Below are 24,771 nucleotides of genomic sequence, written 5' to 3' on the forward strand. Positions count from 1 at the left end.
GGATCCTAGTTCGCCACCGCCTCTCCGCGCGCGTTGCCGGCCGGCTGCCGCAACGCCGTCGACCGGGGGCGCGTGGCCCAGGCGACGCCCAGCTCCGACGGCAGCGCGCCGGTGTCCGCCGTGCGGCGCAGCAGGGCGTTGATGCCCCGGATCACCCGCACCCGCTGGGGCGGTTCCCCGGCCGACGTCACCAGGTCACCGTCCAGCATGGACGGCCGTGGACCGTCCGGATCGGTGAGCGCCTCGGCGAACGCGGTGAAACCGGCGGTGCGTGCCAGCGGCGCCAGCAACGGCACGTCGGCAGGGGAACGCCGGTGTGCGATCAGATTGGTCAGCAGGTCCACCCGGCCCGGCACCTCCCGCATCCGCGGGTCCGCGGGCAGGGCCAGCCGGTCGGTGGGATATTCCAGCACCGCCCGGCCCCGGGTGGCCGCGACGATCACCTCGCCGGGTAGGAAATCCTCCCCGGCCAGCGTCACCGACGCGGTCATCCGCAGCCCGCTGCGGAACGTCACCCGCGCGAACGCGGTGTCGTCGGTCTCGATGGGCCGCACCCGGTATCGTTCCGCCTCCAGGCGGGCCGGCTCGCCGGCGCCCGCCGCGGACGCCACCGCGAAGGTCTGCATCACCGCGTGCGCCAGCGGATTGACCAGCGCCCCGTCCAGCCCGCGCCGGCCCGCGACCCGCTGCCGCCCGGCCCACGGCGCCCGCTCGTAGTAGGCGTCCTCGCGCCGCCACGACGCGAGCGTGGCGAGCCCGGTGACGGTGCCCAGTTCGCCCCGCGACACCGCGGCGAGCAGCCGGGTCAGCGCGGCCGAGCCGAGCGCCTGGAAGCCCACCTGGCAGGCACGCCCCGACCGGCGTACCGCAGCGAGCAGCCGCACGTGTTCGGCGAGCGTGACCACCGGCGGTTTCTCCAGCAGCAGGTCGCATCCGGCGGCCAGCGCGTCGGTGGCGATCGCCAGGTGGGTGTGCGGCGGGGTGCAGATCACCGCCACCTCCGGTGCGGTGGCGGCCAGCAGCTCGCGATGGTCGTGGAAGACCGGCACCCCGGACGGCAGCGGCGGATCGGGGTGCAGCGGCTGCGGTTCGGCCACCCCGGTCAGCGTCAAGATGCCCGCGGCCTGCCCGGCCGCGATGGTCGCCCGGTGCGTGCGGCCGTGCCCGTTCGCGCCGATCAGCACCACGCGGGCAGGGGTGCTCATCGGGCGCCGGACAGGGTCGCCGCGACGCCGTGCCGGTCCAGCGCGGTCAGCCATGCGGTCAGCAGGTCCCGGAACACCTCGTCGGCGGCCAGCTCCGCCGGGAAGACCGCGCGCAGACCGAGCAGCGCGTGCACCACGCCGGCCGGGTTCCCCGGCGCGGACGCCAGACGCTGCCGGATCGCAGCGGCCAGCGGATCGTCCAGCGGCAGGTCGGTGCCGTCGTCCGCCCGGCCCTGCACGAAACGCATCCAGGCGGCGACCGCCAGCGCCGCCCACCTCGGTGCCGCACCCGCGGCCCGCCGGTCCGCGACGGTGTGCAGCAACCGTTGCGGCAGTTTCTGCGAGCCGTCCTGCGCCACCTGCACGGTGCGATGGGCGATCGCCGGGTTCGCGAACCGGTCGAGCACCGACTCCCCGTACTCCACCACCGTCACCCCCGGCGGCGGTTGCAGGCTCGCCGCCACGTCCTCGGCGACCAGCCGCCGCATCGCCTCGTGCAGGCCCGGCATCCGCAGCGCCGCGGCCACGGTGGGCTGCCCGCCGACCGCACCCAGGTAGGCGATCGCCGAGTGCACGCCGTTGAGGGTGCGCAGCTTCAGCCGCTCCCACGGCCCGGCGTCTGCGGTCAGCACCGCGCCGGCCCGCTCCCAGGCGGGCCGGCCGCCGGGGAAGTGGTCCTCGATCACCCATTGCCGGTACGGCTCGGCGGTCACCGCGGCTAGGTCGCGCACGCCGAGGGCGGATTCGGCGGCGGCGAGGCTGTCCGGCGAGGCGGCGGGCACGATGCGATCCACCATCGTGCCCGGGAAGGCGACGTTGTCGGCCACCCACCCGGCCAGGCCGGCCGGTCCGCCCGGTCCGAGCCGCTGCATCGCCTGTTCGGTCAGGCGTCGCAGCCGGCGCCCGTTCGCGGGCAGATTGTCGCAGCTCACCAGGGCCAGCGGGCCGGCGTCGGCGCGGCACCGGGCGCTCAGCGCACGCACCAGCAGGCCCGGCACGGTGACCGGCGGCCGCTCACCGGTCAGGTCGGCGCGCAGGTCGTCGTCCAGGATCAGCCGCCCGGAGGCGGGGTCGAGCCGGTAGCCCTTCTCGGTCACGGTCAGCGTGACGATGCGCACCGCCGGGTCGGCCATCAGCGCCACCACCGCATCCGGGTCGGCGGCGGCGTGCCGCAGGTCCGTGAAGACCCCCACCACCCGGGTGTGCGCGCCGTGCGCGCCGGTCGAGGTCACGCTGTACAGCCCGTCCTGGGCGCGCAGGGCGGACAGCACGCCGGTGGAGCGGGGCGCCACCGCGGCGATGCCCCAGTCGCCGCCCGCGCCGGCGATCGCCTCCTCGGTGTAGACCGCCTGGTGCGCGCGGTGAAACGCACCGAGTCCGAGGTGGACGATGCCGGTGCGCAGCGAGCCCGGGGGCACGAGCGGGCGGCTGCGTTCCGGCAGGCGCGCCAGCCCGGCGCGGCCGAGCAGCCCGGCCGCGGTCACCGCCATGCCGGCCCGTCCGGAAAGGCGAACTCGGCCACCGAGGCGTGCCGCAGGGTGCTGCTGTAGCCGGGTGAGCGCGGCAGCAGATAGCGGCCACCCCGGGTGCGCACCGGGTCGGTGAAGTGCTGATGCAGGTGGTCGACGTATTCGACGAGGCGGCCGTCGGTGGAGGCGCCCACCCGCAGCATGTCGAAGGCGGCCAGGTGCTGCACCAGTTCGCAGAGTCCGACGCCGCCGGCGTGCGGGCACACCGGCACCCCGAACTTGGCCGCCATCAGCAGTTCCGCGAGCACCTCCGGGACCCCGGCGACCCGGCACGCGTCGACCTGCATGACGCCGATCGCGCCGGCCTGGAGGAGTTGCTTGAAGACGACCCGGTTGGCGGCGACCTCACCGGTGGCCACCCGGATCGGCGCCACCGCCGCCTGGATGCGGGCATGCCCGAGCACGTCGTCCGGGTGGGTGGGCTCCTCGATCCAGTACGGCGCGGCACCGGCCAGCCGACGCATGCAGGCGATCGCCTCGTCGACGTCCCACACCTGGTTGGCGTCCATCATCAGCAACGCGTCCGGCCCGATCTCGGCGCGGATCAGGTGGGCCCGGCGGACGTCGTCCTCAATGTCGCCGCCCACCTTCATCTTCATCGCCCGCCAGCCGGCCGCGTACGCGGCCCGGGTCAACGCGGTGACCTTGGCGTCCGGGTAGCCCAGCCAGCCGACGCTGGTGGTGTACGACGGCAGGCCGTCGCGTTCCAGCCGCGCCCGGCGTTCCGGCATGCCGATCAGTCCCTTGTCCAGGACGGCCGCCGCGTCCGCCGGGGTGAGGGCGTCGCCGATGTGCCGGAAGTCGACGCAGGCGACCAGTTCCTCGGTCGGCATCTCGGCGAGCAGGCGCCACAGCGGCAGGCCGGCTAGTTTCGCGCGCAGATCCCACACCGCGTTGATGAGCGCGCCGGTCGCCATGTGCAGCACGCCCTTCTCCGGGCCCAGCCAGCGCAGTTGCGGATCGGCGGTGAGCGAGCGGGAGAATCCCACCGGGTCGGCGGCCAGTTCGGCCATCGTGCGGCCGGTCACGTGCACCGCGAGCGCCCGCACCGCGGCGCAGGTCAGCTCGTTGCCGCGACCGTTGGTGAAGGTGAAGCCGGTGCCGGTGTGCGGCCCGTCGGTGCGCAACTCGACGTAGGTGGCCGAGTAGTCCCCGCGGTTGATCGCGTCCGAGCCGTCCCCGGTCGCGGCGGTCGGGAACCGTACGTCGTGCACCTGCACCGCGACGATGGTGGTCACGCGCTCGCCCCGCGGTCCAGCCGGAACACCCGCCTGGGCAGGTGGTAGGCGAGGTCGGCGATGGTCTCGGCGGCCTCGTCGGGCGACATCCGGCCCTGGCCGACCAGGGTGGCCAGGTACGCCGCGTCGACCCGGCGGGCGACGTCGTGACGCACCGGGATGGAGCAGAAGGCGCGGGTGTCGTCCACGAAGCCGGCGGTGTTGTAGAAGCCCGCGGTGTCGGTGACCGCCTCCCGGAACCGGCGCAGCCCGCCCGGGGTGTCCAGGAACCACCACGGCGCGCCGAGGTACATCGCGGCGTAGCCGCCGGCCAGCGGGGCCAGCTCCCGGGTGTAGGTGTACTCGTCCAGCGTGTAGACGACCAGCCGCAGCCGTGGATCGTTGCCGTGCGCGTCCAGCAGCGGGGCCAGCGCGTGCACATAGTCGGTGGCCTGCGGGATGTCGCCGCCGGTGTCACGGCCGTGCGTGGTGTGCAGCCACCGGTTGTGGTTGCGCACCGATCCGGGGTGCAACTGCATCACCAGACCGTCCTCGATGGACATTCGGGCGAACTCCATGAGCATGTGCGCGCGGAACGTCTCCGCGTCCGTCGCGTCCGCTTCGCCACGCAGGCCACGCTCGTACAGCTCGGCGGCCTCGGCCCGGCTCAGCGCCGCGGTGCGGGCGGTGGGGTGTCCGTGGTCCGCCGACGTGGCGCCGGCCGCGACGAACGCCTCCCGGCGGCGGCGCAGCGCGTCCAGGTAGCCGCCGTAGCGGGTGGTGTCCTCCCCGGCGATCGCGCCGAGCCGGGCCACCGCGTCCGGCCACCCGCCGAACTCCATGTCCACCACCTCGTCCGGCCGGAATGTGGTGATCACCCGAGCGCCGGGACCGCCCCAGCCGTCGGCGGCCAGCTTGGCGTGCGCGGCGAGGTCGTCCAGCGGCGACTCGGTGGTGGCCAGCACCTCGATGCCGAAGCGCTCGAACAGTGCCCGCGGGCGGAATCCGGGCTCGGCCAGGCGGGCGGCGATCGCGTCGTACACCTCGTCGGCGGTCTCCGCGCGCAGTGGGGTGTCGACGCCGAACACGCCGGTGAACGTCCGTTCCAGCCACAGCCGGGACGGTGTGCCGCGGAACAGGTGCCAGTTCTGCGCGAGCCGTCTCCAGATGGTGCGCCCGTCGGTCTCCACGGCGGCGCCGCCGCGAGCCGGCACGCCCAGCATGCCCGGCGGGATGCCCTGGCTGAGCAGCATCCGGGTGACGTAGTGGTCGGGCACCACCAGCAGCCGGGCCGGGTCGGCGAACGGCACGTCGTCGGCGAGCAGCCGCGGATCCACATGCCCGTGCGGGCAGATCAGCGGCAGCTCGGCCACCTGCGCGTGCAGGTCCCGCGCCAACGCGCGGTCCGAGTCGGCCAGGGCAAACGATAGGTCGGGCACGCCTCACTCCGTTCGGGTCAGGTCCAGCAGGTCGGACACGTGCACGGCGTCGCCGGTCCGCATCGATTCGTTCGCGGCGAGACCGGTCAGCAGGGCCAGCGCCCCGTCGCGGGCGGTCGCCGAGCGGTTCATCGGGTCGGTGGCCGCGCCCATCAGCACGGCGGTCATCCGCGCGTCGGCCCCGCCGTGCCCGTCCCCGGGGCGTTCCGGCAGGGGCACCTCGCGGGGCGCAGCCCAGAAGGGATGCAGGGTCAGCCGGACCCGGCCGCGCTCGGACGATGCGGTCATCCCGTGCACCGCCGCGCCCTTGAGTGAGGCGGCCTGGCCGGGCTCGACGTGGTCACTCTCCACCACCTCCAACTCCAGCCGCCCCCGGCTGCCGTTGACCATCAGCCGGTAGCCCTCCCACGGCGCGTACGCGGTGAGGTGGTACGTCATCGTCGCGCCGGTGTGGTAGCGCACCAGCACCGCCATGTCGTCCTCGATGGTCACGCCGGGCGCGAAGACGTTGCGGTCGCGCAGATAGCCGTCCTCCGCCTCGGCGTCGAGGTAGAGCTCGCGCAGCCGGTGGTTGCCCGCCAGGGACAGCGCGAACGGATCGTCCGCGGCCTGCGGGCTGCCGTGTGCCCGCTGGTAGTCGCGAGCGTAACCATGCCGGGTGCCGGCGTCGCCGTAGAAGAACAGCCGTCCCTGCGCGGACACTCGCTCGGGCCGGGCGCCCAGCCACCAGTTGACCAGGTCGAAGTGGTGCCCGGCCTTGTGCACCAGAAGGCCCCCGGAGCCGGCCCGCTCGCGGTGCCAGCGCCGGAAGTAGTCGGCGCCGTGCCGCACGTCCAGCAGCCATTCGAAGTGCACCGAGCCGATCTCCCCGACGGCGCCGGCGGCCAGCAGCTCCCGCACCTTCTCGTGGACCGGGTTGAACCGGTAGTTGAACGCCACCCGAACCTCGCGGCCGGTGCGTTTCTCGGCGTCCAGGATGGCGCGGCAGCCGTCGCCGTCCACCGTCATCGGCTTCTCGGTGATCACGTCACAGCCCGCGTCCAGGCCCGCCACGATGTGGTCCGCGTGCGCGCTGTCCATGCTGGTCACCACGAGCGTGTCGACGTGTTCGCGGGCGAGCATCGCGGCCGGTGACGCCGAGCGGTAGGTGGGCACCGGCGCCAGGGCGTCCGCGCAGAGCCAGCGGTTGTGCGCGTCCATGCGCGCCTGGTTGCGGTCGCAGAGGGCCACCAACTCGGCGGTGCCGCAGTGGTCGCGGGTGATCGCCCGGACGAACATCTCGGCGCGCGCCCCGGTGCCGACGATCGCGTAGCGTCGCCGTCCCTCGCTGCCCGTGTCGGCCATGGTCCTTCCGTCCCCTCGATCCCGAGGCTACAAACGTTTGCATTTCGACGCTAACCAAAGCGATAGACGGCAGTCAATAATAGGGGCCTTATCGCCCGGTCTTGTCCGCTTATGGGCGGTTGATCGAAGCCGCGTCGAAATCATTTGGCAACACATTGTGGTTGACATTGATGCAACCGCTTGTATTAATGGTGGCCGATACCGTGACCCACGCCACTTCTTGCGGGGGTAGCCGACGAGGAGGCACCGAGCATGCCGGCCACGATCCGTGACGTCGCCAAGGCGTCCGGCGTGCACATCTCCACCGTGTCGCGGACCTTCTCCGCCCCGCACCTGGTCAACGTCGAGACCCGGACGCGGGTGCAGGCCTGCGCCGAGCAGCTCGGCTACCGGCCCAACCGGGCCGCGCGGGCGCTCATCACCGGCCGCACCTTCAACATCGGACTGATCGTCGCGGACATCGCCAACCCGTTCTTCCCACCGCTGGTCAAGGCGGCCGAGAGCCAGGCTCGCCGGCACGACCACCACATCTTCGTGGCCGACACCAACGAGGACGCGGTGGTCGAGGAGGACCTGGTGCGCGCCCTCGCCAAGCAGGTCGACGGCGTGCTGCTGTGCAGCCCGCGGATGAGCAACAGCCTCATCGAGCAGCTCAGCCGCGAGGTCCCGCTGGTCATCGTGAACCGTCAGGTCGGCGGCCTGCCCGCGGTGGTGATGGATGTCGCGTACGGCGCGCGTCGCGCGGTCGAGCATCTCGCCGGCCTGGGACACCGTCGTCTCGCGCTGGTCAGCGGGCCGCGCGGCTCCTGGACCAGCCGGGAGATCCGGCGTGCCGCCACGGCGGCGGCCCGCACCGCACGGTGCGAGCTCTCCATCGTCGGCCCGAACCTGCCCACCGAGGAGGGCGGGCTGTCCGTCGCCGAACAGATCGCCCACGGCCCGGCCACCGCCGTGCTGGCCTACAACGACCTGATGGCCATCGGCCTGATGGAGGGCCTGCACGCCGCCGGTGTGCGGACCCCGGAGGACATCAGCGTCGTCGGCATCGACGACATCACCCTCAGCCGTCTCACCCGGCCCAAGCTCACCACGGTGGCGATGCCCACCGCCACCGCCGGCCGGGCGGCCGTCGACATGCTTCTCGCGTACGGCGACGACCGCCGCACCACCGCACACGTGAACCTGCAGACCGAGCTCGTCGTCCGCGACTCGACCGCGGCGCCGAACCCGCGCCGTCCCGCGGAGCCCGGCGACGCGGCCGGCACCGTCTGAGACCGTCCCCTCCCACTTCGAGGAGTGAGTGTGTTGCACCGCAAAACCCACGCCACCCGGCGTCGCGTGCTGGCCGCGGCGCTGGCCCTGCCCGTGCTTGCGTCAGTCGCGGCCTGCGGCGACGGCGGCGACGATGACGGCTCCGGCTCCGGCAAGGCGGTGGAGCTGTCCGTCTTCTGGTGGGGCGCCGAGGAACGCGCATCACTGACGGAGAAGGCGCTGGCGCTCTACACCGAGCGCCACCCCAATGTCACCTTCAAGAAGACCTGGCAGGCCAACCAGGGGTATTTCGACAAGCTGGCCACGCTGACCGCGGGCGGCAACGCACCCGACCTGTTCCAGATCGACGACAACTATCTGGCCGAGTACGCGACCCGCAACGTCACGCTGGACCTCAACCCGTACCGCTCGGACGGCGAACTCGACGTCAGCAAGTTCCCGGAAAGCCTCTACCAGTACGGCGTGGTGGACGGGGAACTGGCGGGCGTCGCCATGGGTGAGAACACTCAGGGTCTCGTCTTCGACAAGACCCTGCTGGACCGGCACGGGCTGCCCGCGCCCACCACCGGGATGGGCTGGGAGGATCACATCGCCTGGGCGGAGCGGGTCAGCAAGACCGCCAAGGTGCCCGGCACCCAGGACCCGAGCGCCGACTACAAGGCGTTCTGGGTCTGGCTGCGACAGCAGGGCAAGGACCTCTACAAGGGTAAGCAACTCGGCTTCACCGAGCAGGACGTGACCCGCTGGTTCGAGCTGTGGAAAGGCGCCCGGGACCGCGGTGCCACCCCGCCGCCGGACGTCATCCACGAGGGCAACGTCACCGACATCAGCAAGCAGCTCGTGGTCACGGGCAAGGCGGCCACCTCCTGGGTGTGGGCCAACCAGATGCCCGAGCTGAAGAAGAACACCGACGACGAACTGGGCGTGGTGGCCTACCCGGGCGATCCCAGCGGTCAGTGGGCCCGCGCATCGATGTACCTGTCGGTGTTTCGCGGCAGCCCGCATCGCGACGAGGCGGTCGACGTGATCAACTTCCTGGTCAACGACCCCGACGTCGCCCAGGTGCTGGGCACCGACCGCGGGCTGCCGTCCAACATGGAGGTACGCCGGAAACTCGCCGATGCCGTCGACGACCCGGCCATGAAGCAGTCCATCCGGGTGGAGGACGACCTGGCGGACAAGTTCGGCCCGGCGCCGTCGGTGCCCCCGGCCGGGCACAGCGACGTGAAAAAGGAACTCCTCAAGGCCGCCGAGGAGGTCCAGTACGGCCGGCAGCAGCCGGCCCAGGCCGCGGCGATGTACTTCGCGGCGGCGAAATCCGCCGTGGGGCAGGGCTGACCGTGGCCGCGGCGCCGACCGCCGAACGTCCCGCGATCGCCCGCCGGGGCCCGGCCGCACCGCGGCCGGGCCCCGGCGGGCGCCACCGGCAGAACCTTCCCGGATATCTGTTCCTCAGCCCCTGGCTGGTCGGCTTCCTGCTGATCACCGCGGTGCCGATGCTGCTCTCGCTGTATCTCAGCTTCACCGACTACGACGTGCTCACCCCGCTGCGCGAGGTGCACTGGGTGGGCTGGGACAACTACCGGCGCATGGTCACCGCCGACCCGTCGTACTGGCACGCGGTCCGGGTCACCCTCACCTTCGCGCTGGTCGCCGTCCCGCTCAAGCTCGCGGTCGCGCTCGGGGTCGCGGTCCTGCTCAACCGGACGTTCCGCGGCGTCGGCGTGTTCCGCGGCCTGTTCTACCTGCCGTCTCTGCTGGGCGGCAGCGTCGCGCTGGCCATCGTGTGGGTGAGCATGTTCAACCGCGACGGCGCGTTCAACTCGCTGCTCGCCCTGTTCGGCATCCAGGGCGCCCCGTGGGTCAACGATCCGCGCTGGGCGCTGGAGACGCTGATGCTGCTGGCGATCTGGCAGTTCGGTGCGCCGATGGTGATCTTCCTGGCCGGCCTCAAACAGGTGCCCACCGAGCTCTACGAGGCGTCCTCGGTGGACGGTGCCGGGGCGGTGCGGCGGTTCTGGCACGTCACCCTGCCGATGCTGTCCCCGGTCATCTTCTTCAACCTGGTGCTCGAAACCATCCACGGATTCCAGGGATTCACCTCGGCCTTCGTGCTCAGCAACGGCACCGGCGGCCCGGTCGACTCCACCCTGATGTACACCCTGAACCTCTACATCAACGGTTTCGTCCGGCTGGACATGGGATACGCCTCCGCGATGGCCTGGGTGTTCCTGGTCGCGGTCGGCCTGATCACCGTGGTGCTGTTCCGCACCGGGCGCTTCTGGGTGCACTACTCCGACGCCGAGGAGCACTGATGCGTGGCCGGCTCCTCCGCCCCCTGCTGCTGATCCTGGTGCTGGCCGTGGTGCTCTATCCGCTGGTGTGGATGGTGGGCACCGCATTCAAGTCACCCGGCGAGATCGTGAGCAACATCGGGCTGCTTCCGGAGCACGTCACGCCCGGCAACTTCACCCAGGGCTGGCACAAGTTCGACGTCGGCTTCGGCCGGTTCTTCGCCAACAGCGTCCTGGTCGCGGGGCTCACCGTGGTCGGCAACGTCGCGTCGTGTGTGCTCGCCGCGTACGCCCTCGGCCGGCTGCGTTTCCGTCTGCGGTCGGTGTGGTTCGCCGTCATGATCGCCACCCTGCTGCTGCCCGGCCACGTGCTGATCGTCCCGCAGTACATCCTGTTCCGGTCGCTCGGCTGGATCGGTGGATCCTGGCCGTACCTGCCCCTGCTGGTGCCGCATTTCCTGGCGACCGAGGCGTTCTTCGTCTTCCTGATGGTCCAGTTCATGCGGAGCATCCCCCGCGAGCTGGACGAAGCCGCCACCATCGACGGCGCGTCCGCCTGGACCGTCTTCCGCTACGTGGTCCTGCCGCTGAGCCGCCCGGCGCTCGTCACCACCGCCATCTTCTCGTTCATCTGGACCTGGAACGACTTCTTCCGCCAGCTCGTCTACCTGTCCGACCTGAACCAGTACACGGTGCCGGTGGCGCTGACCCTGTTCATCGACTCCACCAGTGAGACCGCCGTCGGCCCGATGTTCGCCATGTCACTGCTGTCGCTGGTGCCGGTGTTCCTGTTCTTCGTGGCCTTCCAGCGGATGCTGGTGGAGGGCATCAACACCAGCGGCCTGAAGGGCTGAGATGACGCCTCGCTGGCACGACACCGTGCGTACCGCGACCGAACTGGCCGTGCTCGGCTTCCTGCTGGTGCTCGCCGCGCTGCCGGTGGTGACCGCGCCCGCGGTGACGGTCGCGGGCAGTGCCGCCGTGCGCCACCGCCTCGACCATGACCGATGGCCGTCGCCACGCGCGTGTGGCGACGCGTTCCGGCGCGCCTTCTGGCCGGCGCTGGCGGCGGCCGTGGTCACCGTCGCGGTGGCCGGGCTGATCGTGGCGGACCTGCGGGCGTTGGGGGACGGCCGGGTGCCCGGCGGCGTTCCGCTGATCGCGGTCACCGCCGCGGTGGCGTTCGCGCTGCTCGGGGTGGGCGGGCTGGCGGTGGTGACGGCGGCGAACGGCGGCCCGGTGCGTCGTGCCGTGGCGACCGCGGTGCGCGCGGCCCGGATGCGGCCGTCCGCCCCGGCGGCCTGCGCCGGGGTGATCCTGCTGGCGGCCGGCCTCGCGGTGCTGGTGCATCCGGTGCTGGTCCCGGTGCTGGCCGGCTACACCCTGTTCGCGTTGCATGTGATCTGCCGGCGCCGACGGCACCACGGCAGTCTCACATCTGCCCGACCATGACCAGGACGCCGGGGGCGTTGCCGCCGCCCACCCGCTGCTCGGTCACCTCGATGCGGTTGAATTTCTTCAGTGGCACCCCGGACCAGAGCTCCACCTGCCCGGGCTGGTGCATGTGGAAGGTGCCCAGCGGCACGTACTCGTCGCCGCGCACCGCCCAGCCCTGGTAGTACTTGCCCGCCGGGGCCGGGGCCAAGCCGTCGGCGTTCACCACCAACCGCCACCCGGCGTCCCGTTCGAAGCCCTGCACCCGAGCGTGTGCGCCCGGAGCCACGCTGGTGCCGGTCAGTTGGACCGTGGCGACCAGGCGTCCCGGGTCGGACGGCTGGACCAGGTAGTTGCCGACCAGCACGGCCACCAGCACCACCGCGGCCAGGGCCGCGGCGATGCCGAGCCCGGGACGCGGGAACGACCAATGGGCGGGCAGCCACCACCGGTTCCGCGCGGGCCGCGTCGGCTTGATGGCGGCCGTCTCGCGATCCGGAGGCGGCGCCGGCGAACCCGGGATCGTCCCGGCCGGCGGGTCTGCGCCGGCTGCCGGGCCCGCATCGGCCTGCAGGTCGGCGTCGGCTTCCGGGCCGGCGTCGGCCGCGGGAGCCGTCAGCGGCTCGGTGCTCGCCGTGCCGGCGGCCGCGCGAATCTCCGCGAGCAGCGACGCGGGCAGCGATGCGGGCGCCTGCTGCCAGGTGCCGGGGTGCGCCAGCGTCGCGCTCATCCGGGCCAGGACGGCCCGCTCGTGCGCCGGCCCGACCTCGCCGGCCCGCACCGCCTCCGGCCGCACCCCCTCCGGCCGCACCGTCTCCGGTTGGGTCTCCCCGGGCTGGGTCTCCCCGGGCCGCACGACCTCGGGCTGGGTCTCCTCGGGCTGGGTCTCCTCGGGCCGGGTCTCTCCGGGCCGGGGCGCGTCGCCGTCGGCCGCCAGGGCCACCACCCGGCTCAGCGCTCCTTCCAGCGCCCGTGCGCGGCGCTCCACGTCGTCGTTCATCGATGCCCTCCGGCCGCCACCTCGTCGTTCGCCCCGCCGTCGGGGCCTCCTCCCGGGGGCCCTGCCGGGCCGTCGTGCGACGGCTCGTCGAGCAGGTGACCGAGGGACTCGGCCAGCCGTCGATGCGCGCGATGCGACCGCGACTTCACCGTGCCCACCGGCACGCCGAGATATTCCGCGATCTCGCTGTGGGTCATCTGGTAGTAGTGCGCCAGGCGCACGATCGCGGCCTCGTCCGGCGGCAGATGCTCCACGGCCCGGCGCACCTCCCAGACCTCCCACAGCCGCTCCGCCGACATGGCCTCGACGGTGGTCTCCGGCGATCGGTCCGTGGCGGGCACCGGCACCCGCCGCTCGCGCCGATAGAAGTCGATGGCGGTCTTGCGGGCGATGCCGAACACCCATGCCGCAAGGCTGCGGCCCGGATCGTATCGCCCGCGACCGCGCCACAGGCCCACGAAGGTCTGCTGGGTCGCCTCCTCGGCCAGACCGGGGTCGGTGAGGATGTTGATCGCCATGCCGAACACCGGACCCCGGAAGGCGGTGTAGACGGCCGTGAAGCCCTCCTCGCCGCCCTCGGCGAACCGGGTGGCCAACTGCGTGTCGTCCATCGTGGCCCTGATCGTAGGTGGTCGATGTTCTCCCGGGCCACCCGCAACGCTCAGGCGAGCCGAATCGTCTCGTTCGCGACAGTGACCGGTAACGACGGCAGGGGCCGCCGCGCAGGCCCGGACACCACCGAACCGTCGGCGACCGCGAAGCGGCTGCCGTGACAGGGGCAGTTGATGGTGCCGTCGGCCACCTCGCTGACCGCGCACCCGGCATGCGTGCACACCGCCGAGAAGGCCAGCACACGCTCCGCCGACGGCCTGGTGACCACCACCGAGGAACTCGCCACGATCAGGCCGCCGCCGACCGGAACGTCCGGCATCCGGGCCAGGACGGTGACCGGCTCCGGAGAGCCGTCCGCCGGGGCGGTGCCGGGCTCCCGATAGACCTGGCAGCCGGTGAGTGACGCGCCGAGCGCCGCGGCGCCGAGAAGCCGTCGGCGCGACGAACGGCCGCAGGGGTGCGTGCCGGGCTCGGTGGTGAACGGAGGGGGTGGCATGGGCTGCTCCTGCGGTCGGGGAGGTCAGATCTGCGGGCCGACGGTGATGAAGAACCAGAGCGAGGCGGTGAGCCAGAGACCGGCCAGCGTGACGAACACCAGTCCACCGGCCAGCGGCAGCGCCCAACCCGGCGCGGCCGGTGCGCGCAGGATCAGCATCTTCGTGGTGAACGCGCCGAAGAACAGGCAACCGGCCAGTGAGTGAAGCAGCGTCCGCGGGTCCTGATAGGACGCGCCGAGGGCGTACAGGCAATGCACGGCCACCGGCACCGCCAGCAGGAAGGCCGCTCGTCCGGACCAGCGGTGCAGCCCGGCGGTCCAGCGGGGCGCGGTCAGCCCGGGAACCCGCCCGTACATCACCAGCGCCGACGCCAGTTGCACCAGCGCGAGCATGCCGGAGGCCGAAGCCAGCCACACCTTGACGGTCACCGGGCTGGAGAATCCGGCCAGGCTGACACCCACGCCGGTCGGCGTGTGCAGGCTGCCGTAGACCCCGATGGTGATCGCGGCGGCGCCACCGACGGCGACCGGCACCAGCAGCGTGCGCGTGCCGGGGGAGCGGGAGGACGGATGGTCTGCCTGTCCGGCGGCCTGCATGGAACCTCCCACGGGTGGGCGTACGGCGGGACATCATCGGCTGCCGTCGGCGGGCGCCGCGGTTACCTGGATGCCATCGATGGTCGCGGTTCCGGTCGTCAGGTCAAGAGCGGACGGGCGCTTCAGTGTGCCGTTCACGGTGGCCAGTCCGACCTGCGTGCCGTCGCGCAGCACGATCCACCCGCCGACGATCTTCGCGCCACGCACGTTGGCGGCGGCGCGGTACAGGCCGCCCGGCTTCTTCACCTTCGTGATGGAGAACTTCCACGTCCGCTCGCCGACCCGCACGGTCCCGCTGGCCTTGCCGGCGTCCTCGTCGTAGGTGCCGTCCAACCGGGCTTCCTTCTTGCCGGTCAGCGCCAGGCGGCCGTCCGACGCGACGCCCTTGAGCCACGCCTCGACCCGCTTGCCGTCGCACAGGTAGGCGATCGCCGTGCCGTCCTTCGCCGCGATGGCCAGGGTGCCCGGCTTGAGATGCCCGGCCCAGGTGGCGGTCACCGGCGCCGGTGCGGCGAGCGTCTCCCGGTCGATCGCAGCGGAGGAGGCGGATGTCGCCGGCGCGGCCGGGGACGTCGCGGACCGCTGCGGCGCGGCCTGGACCGGATCGGCCACCCGCGGTGGCGCCGAGAGGGAGACCTGCGGATCGGCGGCCGGCTGCAGCGCCGCGTCGCCGTTCCCGGTCGCCTGCATGCTCAGCAGGAACAGCACGGCCGCCACGCCGATGCCGGCGAGCAGGGTGATCAACGGGCCGTTGCGCTTCATGACGTCCTCCCGTCGCGATGGTGTCCTCACCAGCAGGTCCGCGCGAGAAGCGCATTCGGTTCGCGGCGGCGCCGAATTTTTTCCTCCGGCTCGGATTCGCTCCACGGGAGAACCGAAACGCGGTGTCGGTGCGGAGAACCGGCAGCACCGGGCGCCGCGCCGCGGCCACGTCCGGGCACGGCGACGCGGGGAGGCGATCATGTCGGTGACCATGAACCCTTATCGATCCGGCTTCACGGTGGACACGGCCGTGCGGCTCGCTCCGCCGGGTGGGCGCGCCCGCCCGCGGGTGCCGGCCCGGCCCGCCCTGTTCGCCCTGGCGGCCCTGATCCCCGCCACCCTGCTCACCGCGGGGCTGAGCGCTGCCGGGCTGGTCCGCCCGATGTGGTGGCTCGTCCTCACGGCGGTCCTGCCCGCCGTCGCGGCGGTGGCACCGGCCGCCTACCGCGCCGGGCGCGCCGCCGAGCGGACCCGATACCTGCGCATGTCGCACGACACGGTGCTGCAGACCCTGGAGGCGATGGCCAAGGCGTCGGACGCCGACCCGGCGGGTGCCGGTGCGGAGCTGGCCCGGCTGCGCGATGCCGCCCGCCGGGAGGCGTCGCTGCTGCGTCGCAGCCTGGCCGAGCTGGCCGGGGACCGCCACGCCGGGTCCGGGGTGACACCGACGCTGGCGGAGGTGATCGCCGGCCTGCCCGATGCGGCTCCGCCGGTGGAGCTGCTGGCCGACGCCGACCTTCCGCGGCTCGCCGCCGCGTCGCGCGAGGCGCTGCGCGACGCCGTCCGGGAGGCACTCGGCAACGCGGTGAAGCACGCCGCGGCGCGCCGGATCGTGGTGCGGGTGACCGCCGCCGGCGTCGGCGTCCAGGTGGTCGTGCGCGACGACGGGCGCGGCTTCGACCCGCGCCGTACCGTCCCGGGATTCGGCACGCGGGAGTCGATCTCCGCGCGCCTGCGCGAGGCGGGCGGATCGGCGGAGATCGAGTCCCGTCCCGGGCGGGGAACCCGGGTGCGGCTCTGGGCGCCGTCCACCGTCATCACCACCCGCCTGCGTCGGCGTCCTCGCCGATGACCGGGGCGGTCATCGCCGCGCTCTCGCCCCACACGTCCTCGGTCTCCACCAGCCACGGCGGGAGTCTGCGGCCGCCGCCGCCCTCGCCGCCCATGCCCATCGGCATCATCGGCATCATGGGCATCATCGGCCGTGCGGAGGCCGCCCCGGCCCCGGCCCCGGCGGCGGCACCGACACCGGCCGCGGCGGTGACGCCCCCCGCGGTGGCCGTGCCGCCGATGTCCGGGGCATCGGGCAGCGGTCCCAGACCGCCACCGGAGAGCGAACCCAAGTCCGCGCCGCCGAGCGATCCGCCCCCGCCGGGGAGCGGGTCGAGGCCGCCGCCCGCGCTCAGCTCGTCGAGCTCCGCGGCGTCGGCGTCCGGACCGGGCAGCCCGCCGGGTGGCGGGCCGGACCCGGCCAGATCGCCGATCTGCTGGTCGCCGATCTGCTGGTCGTCGATGTCCGGGTCGTCGATGTCCGGATCCGCCGGACCGACCGTGGCGTCCGGCGGTACCGGGGTTTGCGGATCTGCCGGTGGGTGAGCGGGGGAGTAGCCGTCCGCCTGGCGGCGCGGCGTCAACAGGCTCGGCACGAAACGCCGGCCCAGTACGGCGGCGGTGGCCAGCCCGGCGGGCAGCATCCGTCCGAACAACGGATCCGGGCCACCGCGGCCGGCGCTCGAACCCCCCGGCCCGCTCGGGCTGCCGAAGACCAGCTTGGCCGGCGGTAGCGTTCCGGCGGGAACCCCGTCGCGTCCCGGTGCCCCGGCGGTCGCCGGGTCGGCGGCGCCGGGCAGCAACTGCGACATCGCCTCGTGGAACTGCGCCGCCAGCACCAGGTATCGCTCCGCGAGCTCGGCCATCACCAGGATCGCCTGGCGGCGCGCCGCCTCACCGGACACCGCGGGCATCGCGGTCCACGCCGCGTACAGGGCCTCCCCGGCGGCGTACGCGAGGTCGCGCATCTCCTGCGCGGCGTCCGCCACCCGCCGGATGCCGGTCAGCAGGTCGCCGGCCATCACCTGGAAACGGTCGGCGGCGACACCGGACCAGGTCCGGCGCAGTTCCGTCGTCCGGTCGGCCACGTCGTCCGCGCGTTCGTGCAGCGCGGCGGCCACATCGGCCCACACGTCCCCGGCGGCGGTCACCGCGTTCGGGTTGCTCGCCGACAGGGCACGAATGAGTTCGGCGTGCGGGTAGCGGGAGAAGTCGGTCCAGATCTCCGGACGCTCGGGCACGGCTTGCATCGTCACTCCAGTCCGCCTCGGCGGGACGTGTAGACCGTGCCCGCAGCCCGGTTCGCCAGCGACCGGTACGCCTGCGCCGCCGCCTCGTCCGCCTCCGCGTAACCGGCGGCAACCGCACGGGCGACCTCCTCGGCGAACCCGATGGCCACCGCCACCGCGTACGTGAGCTGGCCCATGCGCTGCACCGCTGCGGCATGCGCGTCGCGCAGCGCGTACGCCTCGGCGAACGCACCCAGCTCAAGCGGATGTGCGCCGAGAGCGGCGATCCGGTCCGCGGGCAGCCGCACCGCCTCGCGCTGCGCGGCCAGTTCGTCGGCCAGCGCCTCCACGTCGCCCGGTCGCACCTCGTACGACCCGGCGTTTCCCTCGACGTTCATGTTCTGCCTCCCGGAGAAACGGCGGCGGCGATGCCGTCTCCGGCGGACGATCCGCCGGAGAAGCACCGCCGGCCGCACAGCGGCGGCTCAGGAGAAATAGCTGGTGTTCTTGTTCTCCAGCGCCATCTGCGTGTCGTGCGCCTCGCTGACCTTCGCGGAGAACAAGGCGATGATCGACGTCACGTCGGCGATCGCCGCGCGCAGCCGCGACTCGGACTGTTCCGCGGCCTGACCGGCGGAGCTTCCCGAGGCGTACCAGGTCTCCTTGATCGGCATCAGCGACTGCACCAGGCCCTCCATGTTGGCGTCCAGGGCCTTGGCCTTGACCGACAGGGAGTCCGCGGCGGACCGCAGCGCGGCGAAGTCGACATTGATCACATCGGCGGGCATGTCAGAAGCCTTTCTGTGCGAAGGGGGGCGGTCACGCCCCGGAGAGCCGGCCCAGCACCGCGCTGTTGCCGGCCTGTCCGACGAGGCTGGTCAGGGACGAGGCGACGTCCGTGTCGCCGGTGTCGTAGTTGGTCGCGCTGTCGTGCACGAGCTGGGACATGGTGTCCAGCTCCTGTCCGGCCTTCTGCATGTCCTCCTGGAGCCGGGCGTGCAACTGCCAGAACGCCTGCGCCTGCGCGCCGGCGTACCGGCTCAGCACGCTCGTGAGCTCGTTCTCCAGCGCGCTCATCGAGGAACGCGCGTCCGCGGCGGACTCGTTGAACCCGGTGATGGCTCGCGACATCGCCGCGGCATCGCTCTGATAGCCCGTACCGGCCATGACGGATCCTCCCTTCTCTGATGTGGACGGACCTGCCGGGTGGATGTTTCGGGTTGTCGGCGGTCCTTGTGCTTTTCAGCCTAGGAATCGGGAAGCCGTGCCAGCACGGCACTTCTACCCCTTCTGTGCGACCCGGTCGCCGGGGGCGCGTCAGTCCTCGCCCGGCGGCGGTGACCAGGCGACCTGGACGACCGGTGCGCCGTCCCGGCGGCCCACGTACCGGCCCTGCCCCGGCGGCCGGGGTGCCGGCTTGACGCCGCCCAGCAGCGCGCCTTCCTCGGCGGCGCCGGACAGCAGCACACCCGGCGATCCGAGCTCACGCAGGCGTTGCATCACCGGCTCGTACATCGCCCGCCCCGCGCCGCCGGTGCGGCGGGCCAGCACCAGATGCAGACCGATGTCGCGCGCCTGCGGCAGCAGGTCGAGCAGGGCGGCCACCGGGTTGCCGCCCTGCGCGGCCACCAGGTCGTAGTCGTCGATCACCAGGAACAGCTCCGGTCCGGTCCACCAGCTTCGGCGGCGCAACTGGTCGGCGGTCACGTCCGGGCCGGGCAGGCGCGCCCGCATTCCGGTGACCACATCGCCCATCAGAGCGGTCAAGGTCGGCTCGGAGCCCGCGTACCCCAGCAGATGGTCGCCGGTGACCACGTCGAGCAGGCTGCGCCGGAAGTCGGCCACCAGAATCGCGGCCTCGGCGGGGGTGTACCGGTCGGCGATCCCGCGGGCCAGCAGCCGCAGCAGGCCGGACTTGCCCGCCTCGGTGTCGCCGAACACCAGCAGGTGCGGTTCGGCGTCGAAGTCCACGAAGACCGGCTTGAGGTCGGATTCGGCCAACCCGAACGGCACCCGGTGGTCCCCCTCCGGCACCGGCATGTCGCCTGCCGGCACCAGGCGCGGCAGCAGCCGCACCGGTGGGGCGGGCTCGCCCGGCCATGCTTCGCGGACCCGCTGAGACAGCCGCGTCGCGCCGGACGCGACGTCGGCACCGGCGTCGGCGTCGTCCGGCCCGTGGCCCAGCACCGGCAGCGCGGTGAGGAAGTGCAACTTGTCCCGGGTGATGCCGCGGCCGGGGGAATCCGGGACGCCGGCCGCGGCGCGCCGGTCGACCGCCGAGTCGGACGGGTCGCCCAGACGCAGCTCGAACTGAGTGCCGATCATGTCCCGCATGGCGGGCCGCAGTTCCATCCAGCGGTTCACCGACAGCAGGAGGTGAATGCCGAATCCCAAACCCCGCGCCGCCAGGCCGGTCACCGCCTCCTCGAGTTCCTCGAACTCCTGGCGCAATGTCATCCATCCGTCGACGACCAGGAAGACATCACCGAACTCGCGTCCGTCGGCGGTCGGCGGCCGATGGCGGCGGAAAGCCGCGATGGAGTCGATGCCGTGCTCCGGGAAGGCCACCTCCCGCTCGGCGAGCAAGGCGGTCACCTCGGCCACGATGCGCCGGCACCGCTGCGGATCGCGTCGGCTGCCCAGCCCGCTGACGTGCGGCAGCCCGGAGAGCGTGGACAGCGTGCCGCCGCCGAAGTCCAGCAGGAAGAACTGCGCCTCGCGGGGGGTGTGGGTGAGCGCCAGCGCGCCGGTCAGGCTGCGCAGCAAGGTGCTCTTGCCGCTCTGCGGCGCACCCACCACGACGGCGTGCCCCGCGGCGCCGGACAGGTCCGCCCACAGCACGTCACGGCGCTGCTCGAACGGCTTGTCCACCCAGCCGAGCGGCACGGTCAGGCACCCGTTGCCGGCGAATCCGCCCGCGCAGAGCCCGCGGTCCGCGTCGGCCGACAGCGGCGGCAGCAGATCGTCCAGGGCGGGCGGCTCGTGCAGCGGAGGCAACCAGATGCGGTGCGCGGCCGGGCCCCGGCCGGTGAGTCGATCCAGCAGGACCTCCATGGTGGACGGACCGGTGGTCGCCGCCGGTGGCGGTGCCGGTCGCACCGCCGGTGCCTCGGGCTCGGCCGTAGTCGCGCCGCCCGCGGTCGCGCCGCGGTCCGCGATCGCCGTCACCGTGAACGGCACCGGATCCGGCGGGCGCCGGTGTCCCGGCCGGGCACCGCCGGACACCGGCGCGGTGCGCACCGGACCGGACACGTACGCCGCCTTGAACTGCACCATCGTGGTGGTGTCCTGTTTGAGGTAGCCGACGCCGGGCTCGGCCGGCAGGTGGTACGCGTCCGGCACGCCGAGCACCGTCCGGCTCTCCGCCGCGGAGAACGTCCGCAAGCCGATCCGATAGCTCAGGTGGCTCTCCAGACCGCGCAGGCGTCCCTCCTCCAACCGCTGCGAGGCGAGCAGCAGATGGATCGCCAGGCTGCGGCCCAGCCGGCCGATCATCACGAACAGTTCGGTGAACTCGGGACGCGCCGACAACAGCTCGCTGAACTCGTCGATCACCACCAGCAGCGACGGCAACGGGCGCAGATCCGCCCCGGCCGATCGGGCCTGCTCGTAGTCGCGCACCGAGGCGTAGTTGCCGGCCTCGCGCAGCAACTCCTGACGGCGGATCATCTCCCCCCGCAACGCGTCGCCCATGCGATCGACAAGGGTCAGCTCGGCAGCCAGGTTGGTGATGACCGCGCAGGTGTGCGGCAGGCCGGCCATGCCGGTGAAGGTCGCGCCGCCCTTGAAGTCGATCAGGGCCAGGTTGAGCGTCTCCGAGGAATGCGTGGTCACCAAGCCGGTGACCAGGGTGCGCAGCAGCTCGCTCTTGCCCGAGCCGGTCGCGCCGATCACCAGGCCGTGCGGGCCCATGCCGCCCTCGGCGGACTCCTTCAGGTCGATCTCCACCGGTACGCCGTCCGCGTCGGTGCCCAGCGGAATGCGCAGACGTTCCCGCGCCGTACGCGGACGCCAGCATCGTGCCGTGTCGAGTTGCCGAGGATCGCCCAGTTCGAGCAGGTCGGCGAGCCCGGACGGGCCGGTGTGCCGCGACCCGGAGTGCGTCGGCGCCGGATGGAACCACGGTGCGAACTGCCGGGCGGTCGCCTCCGCGGCGACCGCGTCCAGGCGGTCCGGCGTGCCGATGAGCGCCACCGCGTCGCGTCGCCGCGCGCCCAGCCGCCCGTCGTCGGCCACCACCAGATCCAGGACGGCCGGGGCGCGGCGTTCGTGCTCGCCGCCGACCGCGACGACGGTGACCCCGGCGAGCCCTTCGCCGGCCACCGCCCAGGCGGACGCCGCACCGGGACCGCCGTCCACCACGATCACCAGGTGCGCCCGGCCGGCCGGCGCACCCGCCCCGGCCTGGAAGCGTGGCCGGTCCTGGGTCAGCCCGGCCAGCAGCGGTTCCAGATCACCGGGGCGGTGGCCGAACAGGCGTGCCGGGCCGGCGGCGTCGGCCCGGTCCGGATGGCCGGCGTGCGGGAGCCATTTCACCCAGCCCCAGTCGGCTTCGAGCCGCCGGTCGGCGCAGACCGCGATCCGCATCTCCTGCGGCGGGTGCAGCGCGGCGAGCTGGGCCACCATGGCGCGGGCGAGGTCGCGGGCGGTCGACGGGTCGCCGCCGATCGACACGCGGGTGAAGGCTCGCAGGGACACCGCCACGGGCAGCCCGTCCACCGCCGCGTACGCCCGGATGAAGTGCCGCAGCGAGGTCGCGGAGACCGGGTCGAGGTCTTCCAGCGGGGCGGTCTGCGGTGCGCGCAGGGCGGTCGCCGACCGTTGCGCGCCGAGCCCGATGCGCACCCGCCCGAAATCGGCGTCCGCGCCGCGCCGCCGCCACATCGCGGGCGTCCCGGCAAGGGACCACAGCTCGGCCGGCGCCGGCAGCGTCGCCGTCATCGTCTCGCGCTGCAGACGTGCGCCCTGGCGGACCGTCTCCCGCAGACCGGCGAGGTAGCGCAGATAGTCCCGGCGCTCGTCGTTGATCTGTGCCTTGCGGGCCGCGCCGCCCCGCGACACCCCCATGACGAGCATGCCGACCAGGACGATCACGAACAGCCCACCGAACACGATGGTGCCCGCGCCGCTCGACCGTCCGATATAGACGAATGCCATGGCGCCCATGCCGAGCATCATCGGGAGCATGAACATGAGCTGCTGGGACTGACCCGCGCCACCGCGCGGAATGGCGGGCGGCGCCTGCAGGACGATCTCCTGCGGCGGCCTCGGCGTGGACGTGCCGGAACGGTCGGCGGGCATGGGAACGCTCCTTGCCGGAGAGAGTGGCCGGACTCCTACCGGTTCACCCTCGCGCTCCGGGCGGCCGTGGATGCAGGGCATTTCGCGGGGCCGGGGGTGGGCATTTCCGCCGTGTCCGGCCCCCTGGCGAGCTTCGTAGCGTGACTGGCGTACCGGCACAGCGACGACCGAGGAGGACGACATGGGCGCCGGTTTCGAGATATCCGTCAGCGACGTCGTGCGCGTCGCCGGTCAGTTGGAGCGTCTGTTCTCGGACTTCGACGGGTCGACGATGGACCTGGGTCGGCTGATGATTCCCAGCGGCTGCTACGGGCAGGTCGGCAGCACCGCCGCGGCCTCCAGCGCGAGCGCGCAGAACCAGCTCGCACTGACCCTCAAGGCGCTCAGCACGGTGTTGCGCGAGATCAACCGCCGGGTGCAGGCCAGCGCCCAGGGCTATCACGCCGACGACCAGCGGATCGCCGCCGTCTGGGCGCAGATGAGCCGGGTCGCCGACGACGAGCGCGGCGTGCTGTCGCGCAGCATCGGGGGCTGAGCATGTACGCCGTGCCCAACTCCTCGGCCATGGACGCCGCCGCGGGCGGCAGTGGCCCCAGCGCGACGGTGCTGCCCTGGATCGTCACGACCGAACCGGATCAGATCCAGCGCTACGTCACCGACCTGGTGTCCCGGGTGGCCACCCTGGCCCGGACGGTGCAGAGCATCGACCGCGCCGGTGACGACCTGCACCGCGCCTGGTCCACCGGATCGGCGTCGGCCGCCGCCCACGGCAAGGTGGCGAAGACCATCGAGATCTTCCAGAAGGTCACCACGGCGGTGCAGGCGCTGGAGGCCGAGATCCAGGCAGTGGTGGTCGCCGTCCGGATGGTGCAGAACGGCTACCGCGCGGTGGTCGGCGCGGTCAACCCGACCGTGGCGGCCCTGCTGTCGAACATCTACACCCGGGCGGCCGCGACCGCGCTGGCCGTCAGCGCCACCTCCGGGCTCGCATCCTTTGTGAGCACGGTCAAGGCGGCGCTGGACGCCATCGGGCTGGCCCGCATCGCCACCATCATCACCACCTTGGTGACGATCGCCCATGAACTGCAGTCGCTGCTCAGCAACGACACGCCGCAGGCCACACCGGCCACCCAGCCGACCGCCCTGCAGGCGTTGGCCGGCAACGGCGTGTCCGGCGCACAGCCGACCGCCCTGCAGGCGTTGGCCGGCAACGGCGCGTCCGGCACGCAGCCGACCGCCCTGCAGGCGTTGGCCGGCAACGGCGCGTCCGGCACGCAGCCGACCGCCCTGGACTCGTGGCTCGGCCGAGATCCGTCGACGTCCGCGACCGGCGCCGTTCCGGCGTTCGGTTCCGCGGGGTCCGGTTCGGCGGCGTCCGGCGCCACGGGTTCGGTCTTGACGCCGGGCGCCATGGGTTCCGTCGCGTCGCCCGGCTCCGAGCGGTTGCCCGGCTCGGTCCCGGAGGCGGACGGATACGGCCTGACCGGCTGGGACAGTTGCCCGTCGAGGTAAGAGAGGAATCGACATGGAACACACACATCCCGAGGTCGCGGAGCTGGAGTCGACGTTGGACGCGCTGCTCGACCGGGTGCATGCCGAGACGGCTCAGGTCGCCGCGCTGCAGGAGGAACTGCAGGGCCGGGAGATCACCGGTTTCGCCGGTGACGGCGAGGTGGTGGTACGCCTGGCCGGCACCGGCCGGTTCACCGAGGTCAGCATCGACCCGGACGCGACCCGGCGCTACGACACCGAGACGCTCGGCTCGCTGGTGCTGGAGGCCGTCAACGACGGCCTCGACCGGCTCCAAGAGGCGAGCCGTGCGGTGTTCGGCCCGGTGCTCGGCACGACCGCGGGCGGCTGATCCCGATGACCGCCGTTGACATCGCGGGCGCGTCCCGGGACGCGCTGGACCCGCGCCGTCCGGCGCCGGGCCCGCGGGGAGTCGCCGCCGCGCCGCGCCGGGCGGTGCCGCCGCTGCCGCCACCCGCTC

At 73.0% G+C, this 24,771-nt stretch carries 24 protein-coding genes; 9 read left to right on the plus strand and 15 right to left on the minus strand.

Going from position 1 to position 24,771, the window contains the following annotated elements:
• Positions 1 to 5 precede the first annotated feature (5 nt).
• From IEY73_RS04725 to IEY73_RS04745, 5 genes are read right to left on the minus strand one after another with little or no spacing between them, the layout of a single operon-like run.
• On the minus strand, positions 6 to 1,205 hold the full coding sequence (locus IEY73_RS04725; RefSeq protein WP_189077712.1) for a Gfo/Idh/MocA family protein: 1,200 nt from the start codon (positions 1,203 to 1,205) through the stop codon (positions 6 to 8).
• Positions 1,202 to 2,695: a mannitol dehydrogenase family protein gene (locus IEY73_RS04730; RefSeq protein ID WP_189077713.1), complete on the minus strand. Its 1,494-nt coding sequence runs from the start codon at positions 2,693 to 2,695 to the stop codon at positions 1,202 to 1,204. The genes IEY73_RS04725 and IEY73_RS04730 overlap by 4 nt, the downstream gene beginning before the upstream one ends.
• The gene (locus IEY73_RS04735; RefSeq protein ID WP_189077714.1) at positions 2,686 to 3,972 is read right to left on the minus strand and encodes an enolase C-terminal domain-like protein; all 1,287 of its coding nucleotides are present in this window, start codon (positions 3,970 to 3,972) and stop codon (positions 2,686 to 2,688) included. Before IEY73_RS04735 ends, IEY73_RS04730 begins: the two co-directional genes overlap by 10 nt.
• Positions 3,969 to 5,390, minus strand: coding sequence for a glucuronate isomerase (uxaC, locus tag IEY73_RS04740; protein WP_189077715.1), 1,422 nt, complete (start codon positions 5,388 to 5,390; stop codon positions 3,969 to 3,971). The genes IEY73_RS04735 and uxaC overlap by 4 nt, the downstream gene beginning before the upstream one ends.
• A gap of 3 nt (positions 5,391 to 5,393) precedes the next feature.
• Positions 5,394 to 6,734, minus strand: coding sequence for a Gfo/Idh/MocA family protein (locus IEY73_RS04745; protein ID WP_189077716.1), 1,341 nt, complete (start codon positions 6,732 to 6,734; stop codon positions 5,394 to 5,396).
• 252 nt (positions 6,735 to 6,986) lie between these two features.
• On the opposite strand from IEY73_RS04745, the gene IEY73_RS04750 reads away from it, so the two are divergent.
• From IEY73_RS04750 to IEY73_RS04770, 5 genes are read left to right on the plus strand one after another with little or no spacing between them, the layout of a single operon-like run.
• Positions 6,987 to 8,006 (plus strand): LacI family DNA-binding transcriptional regulator, encoded by a 1,020-nt coding sequence (locus tag IEY73_RS04750; protein ID WP_189077717.1) that lies wholly within the window; start codon positions 6,987 to 6,989, stop codon positions 8,004 to 8,006.
• A gap of 33 nt (positions 8,007 to 8,039) precedes the next feature.
• Complete coding sequence (locus tag IEY73_RS04755) at positions 8,040 to 9,344, plus strand: ABC transporter substrate-binding protein (RefSeq protein WP_373292739.1); 1,305 nt, start codon at positions 8,040 to 8,042, stop codon at positions 9,342 to 9,344.
• Positions 9,341 to 10,321 carry a carbohydrate ABC transporter permease gene (locus IEY73_RS04760; protein WP_373292740.1) on the plus strand — a complete coding sequence of 327 codons (981 nt, stop codon included), beginning with the start codon at positions 9,341 to 9,343 and terminating at the stop codon, positions 10,319 to 10,321. Before IEY73_RS04755 ends, IEY73_RS04760 begins: the two co-directional genes overlap by 4 nt.
• Positions 10,321 to 11,154 carry a carbohydrate ABC transporter permease gene (locus tag IEY73_RS04765; protein WP_189077719.1) on the plus strand — a complete coding sequence of 278 codons (834 nt, stop codon included), beginning with the start codon at positions 10,321 to 10,323 and terminating at the stop codon, positions 11,152 to 11,154. The genes IEY73_RS04760 and IEY73_RS04765 overlap by 1 nt, the downstream gene beginning before the upstream one ends.
• A 1-nt stretch (position 11,155) precedes the next feature.
• The gene (locus tag IEY73_RS04770) at positions 11,156 to 11,752 is read left to right on the plus strand and encodes a hypothetical protein (protein WP_189077720.1); all 597 of its coding nucleotides are present in this window, start codon (positions 11,156 to 11,158) and stop codon (positions 11,750 to 11,752) included.
• Here the strand turns inward: IEY73_RS04770 and IEY73_RS04775 are convergent.
• From IEY73_RS04775 to IEY73_RS04795, 5 genes are read right to left on the minus strand one after another with little or no spacing between them, the layout of a single operon-like run.
• Positions 11,733 to 12,734 carry an anti-sigma factor gene (locus IEY73_RS04775; RefSeq protein WP_189077721.1) on the minus strand — a complete coding sequence of 334 codons (1,002 nt, stop codon included), beginning with the start codon at positions 12,732 to 12,734 and terminating at the stop codon, positions 11,733 to 11,735. The genes IEY73_RS04770 and IEY73_RS04775 overlap by 20 nt on opposite strands.
• The gene (locus IEY73_RS04780; protein ID WP_189077722.1) at positions 12,731 to 13,345 is read right to left on the minus strand and encodes an RNA polymerase sigma factor; all 615 of its coding nucleotides are present in this window, start codon (positions 13,343 to 13,345) and stop codon (positions 12,731 to 12,733) included. Before IEY73_RS04780 ends, IEY73_RS04775 begins: the two co-directional genes overlap by 4 nt.
• A 50-nt stretch (positions 13,346 to 13,395) precedes the next feature.
• A complete protein-coding gene (locus IEY73_RS04785; RefSeq protein WP_189077723.1) occupies positions 13,396 to 13,842 on the minus strand; it encodes a Rieske (2Fe-2S) protein in 447 nt (148 codons plus the stop codon).
• Between the two features lie 24 nt (positions 13,843 to 13,866).
• Positions 13,867 to 14,439, minus strand: coding sequence for a DUF6529 family protein (locus IEY73_RS04790; protein ID WP_189077724.1), 573 nt, complete (start codon positions 14,437 to 14,439; stop codon positions 13,867 to 13,869).
• 33 nt (positions 14,440 to 14,472) lie between these two features.
• Positions 14,473 to 15,201 carry a hypothetical protein gene (locus tag IEY73_RS04795; protein WP_189077725.1) on the minus strand — a complete coding sequence of 243 codons (729 nt, stop codon included), beginning with the start codon at positions 15,199 to 15,201 and terminating at the stop codon, positions 14,473 to 14,475.
• 199 nt (positions 15,202 to 15,400) lie between these two features.
• Here IEY73_RS04795 and IEY73_RS04800 point away from each other — a divergent pair, with 199 nt between their 5' ends.
• The gene (locus IEY73_RS04800) at positions 15,401 to 16,273 is read left to right on the plus strand and encodes a sensor histidine kinase (protein ID WP_189077726.1); all 873 of its coding nucleotides are present in this window, start codon (positions 15,401 to 15,403) and stop codon (positions 16,271 to 16,273) included.
• On the opposite strand, the gene IEY73_RS04805 is transcribed toward IEY73_RS04800, so the two are convergent.
• From IEY73_RS04805 to eccCa, 5 genes are all read right to left on the minus strand, one after another.
• The gene (locus IEY73_RS04805; protein WP_189077727.1) at positions 16,239 to 17,492 is read right to left on the minus strand and encodes a WXG100 family type VII secretion target; all 1,254 of its coding nucleotides are present in this window, start codon (positions 17,490 to 17,492) and stop codon (positions 16,239 to 16,241) included. The two genes, IEY73_RS04800 and IEY73_RS04805, sit on opposite strands and share 35 nt — an antisense overlap.
• Before the next feature lie 11 nt (positions 17,493 to 17,503).
• Positions 17,504 to 17,878, minus strand: coding sequence for a hypothetical protein (locus tag IEY73_RS04810; RefSeq protein WP_189077728.1), 375 nt, complete (start codon positions 17,876 to 17,878; stop codon positions 17,504 to 17,506).
• Between the two features lie 87 nt (positions 17,879 to 17,965).
• Positions 17,966 to 18,268, minus strand: coding sequence for a WXG100 family type VII secretion target (locus IEY73_RS04815; RefSeq protein WP_189077729.1), 303 nt, complete (start codon positions 18,266 to 18,268; stop codon positions 17,966 to 17,968).
• Positions 18,269 to 18,299: 31 nt separating this feature from the next.
• A complete protein-coding gene (locus tag IEY73_RS04820; protein WP_189077730.1) occupies positions 18,300 to 18,647 on the minus strand; it encodes a WXG100 family type VII secretion target in 348 nt (115 codons plus the stop codon).
• Between the two features lie 150 nt (positions 18,648 to 18,797).
• Positions 18,798 to 22,781 carry a type VII secretion protein EccCa gene (gene eccCa, locus IEY73_RS04825; RefSeq protein WP_189077731.1) on the minus strand — a complete coding sequence of 1,328 codons (3,984 nt, stop codon included), beginning with the start codon at positions 22,779 to 22,781 and terminating at the stop codon, positions 18,798 to 18,800.
• 181 nt (positions 22,782 to 22,962) lie between these two features.
• On the opposite strand from eccCa, the gene IEY73_RS04830 reads away from it, so the two are divergent.
• The 3 genes from IEY73_RS04830 to IEY73_RS04840 are packed head-to-tail and all read left to right on the plus strand — an operon-like array spanning position 22,963 to position 24,642.
• Complete coding sequence (locus tag IEY73_RS04830; RefSeq protein WP_189077732.1) at positions 22,963 to 23,316, plus strand: hypothetical protein; 354 nt, start codon at positions 22,963 to 22,965, stop codon at positions 23,314 to 23,316.
• 11 nt (positions 23,317 to 23,327) lie between these two features.
• The gene (locus IEY73_RS04835) at positions 23,328 to 24,293 is read left to right on the plus strand and encodes a hypothetical protein (protein WP_189077733.1); all 966 of its coding nucleotides are present in this window, start codon (positions 23,328 to 23,330) and stop codon (positions 24,291 to 24,293) included.
• 13 nt (positions 24,294 to 24,306) lie between these two features.
• Positions 24,307 to 24,642, plus strand: coding sequence for a YbaB/EbfC family nucleoid-associated protein (locus IEY73_RS04840; RefSeq protein ID WP_189077734.1), 336 nt, complete (start codon positions 24,307 to 24,309; stop codon positions 24,640 to 24,642).
• The last annotated feature ends 129 nt before the right edge of the window (positions 24,643 to 24,771 follow it).

The organism is Mangrovihabitans endophyticus (genome assembly GCF_014646155.1).
Taxonomy (GTDB): domain Bacteria; phylum Actinomycetota; class Actinomycetes; order Mycobacteriales; family Micromonosporaceae; genus Actinoplanes; species Actinoplanes endophyticus.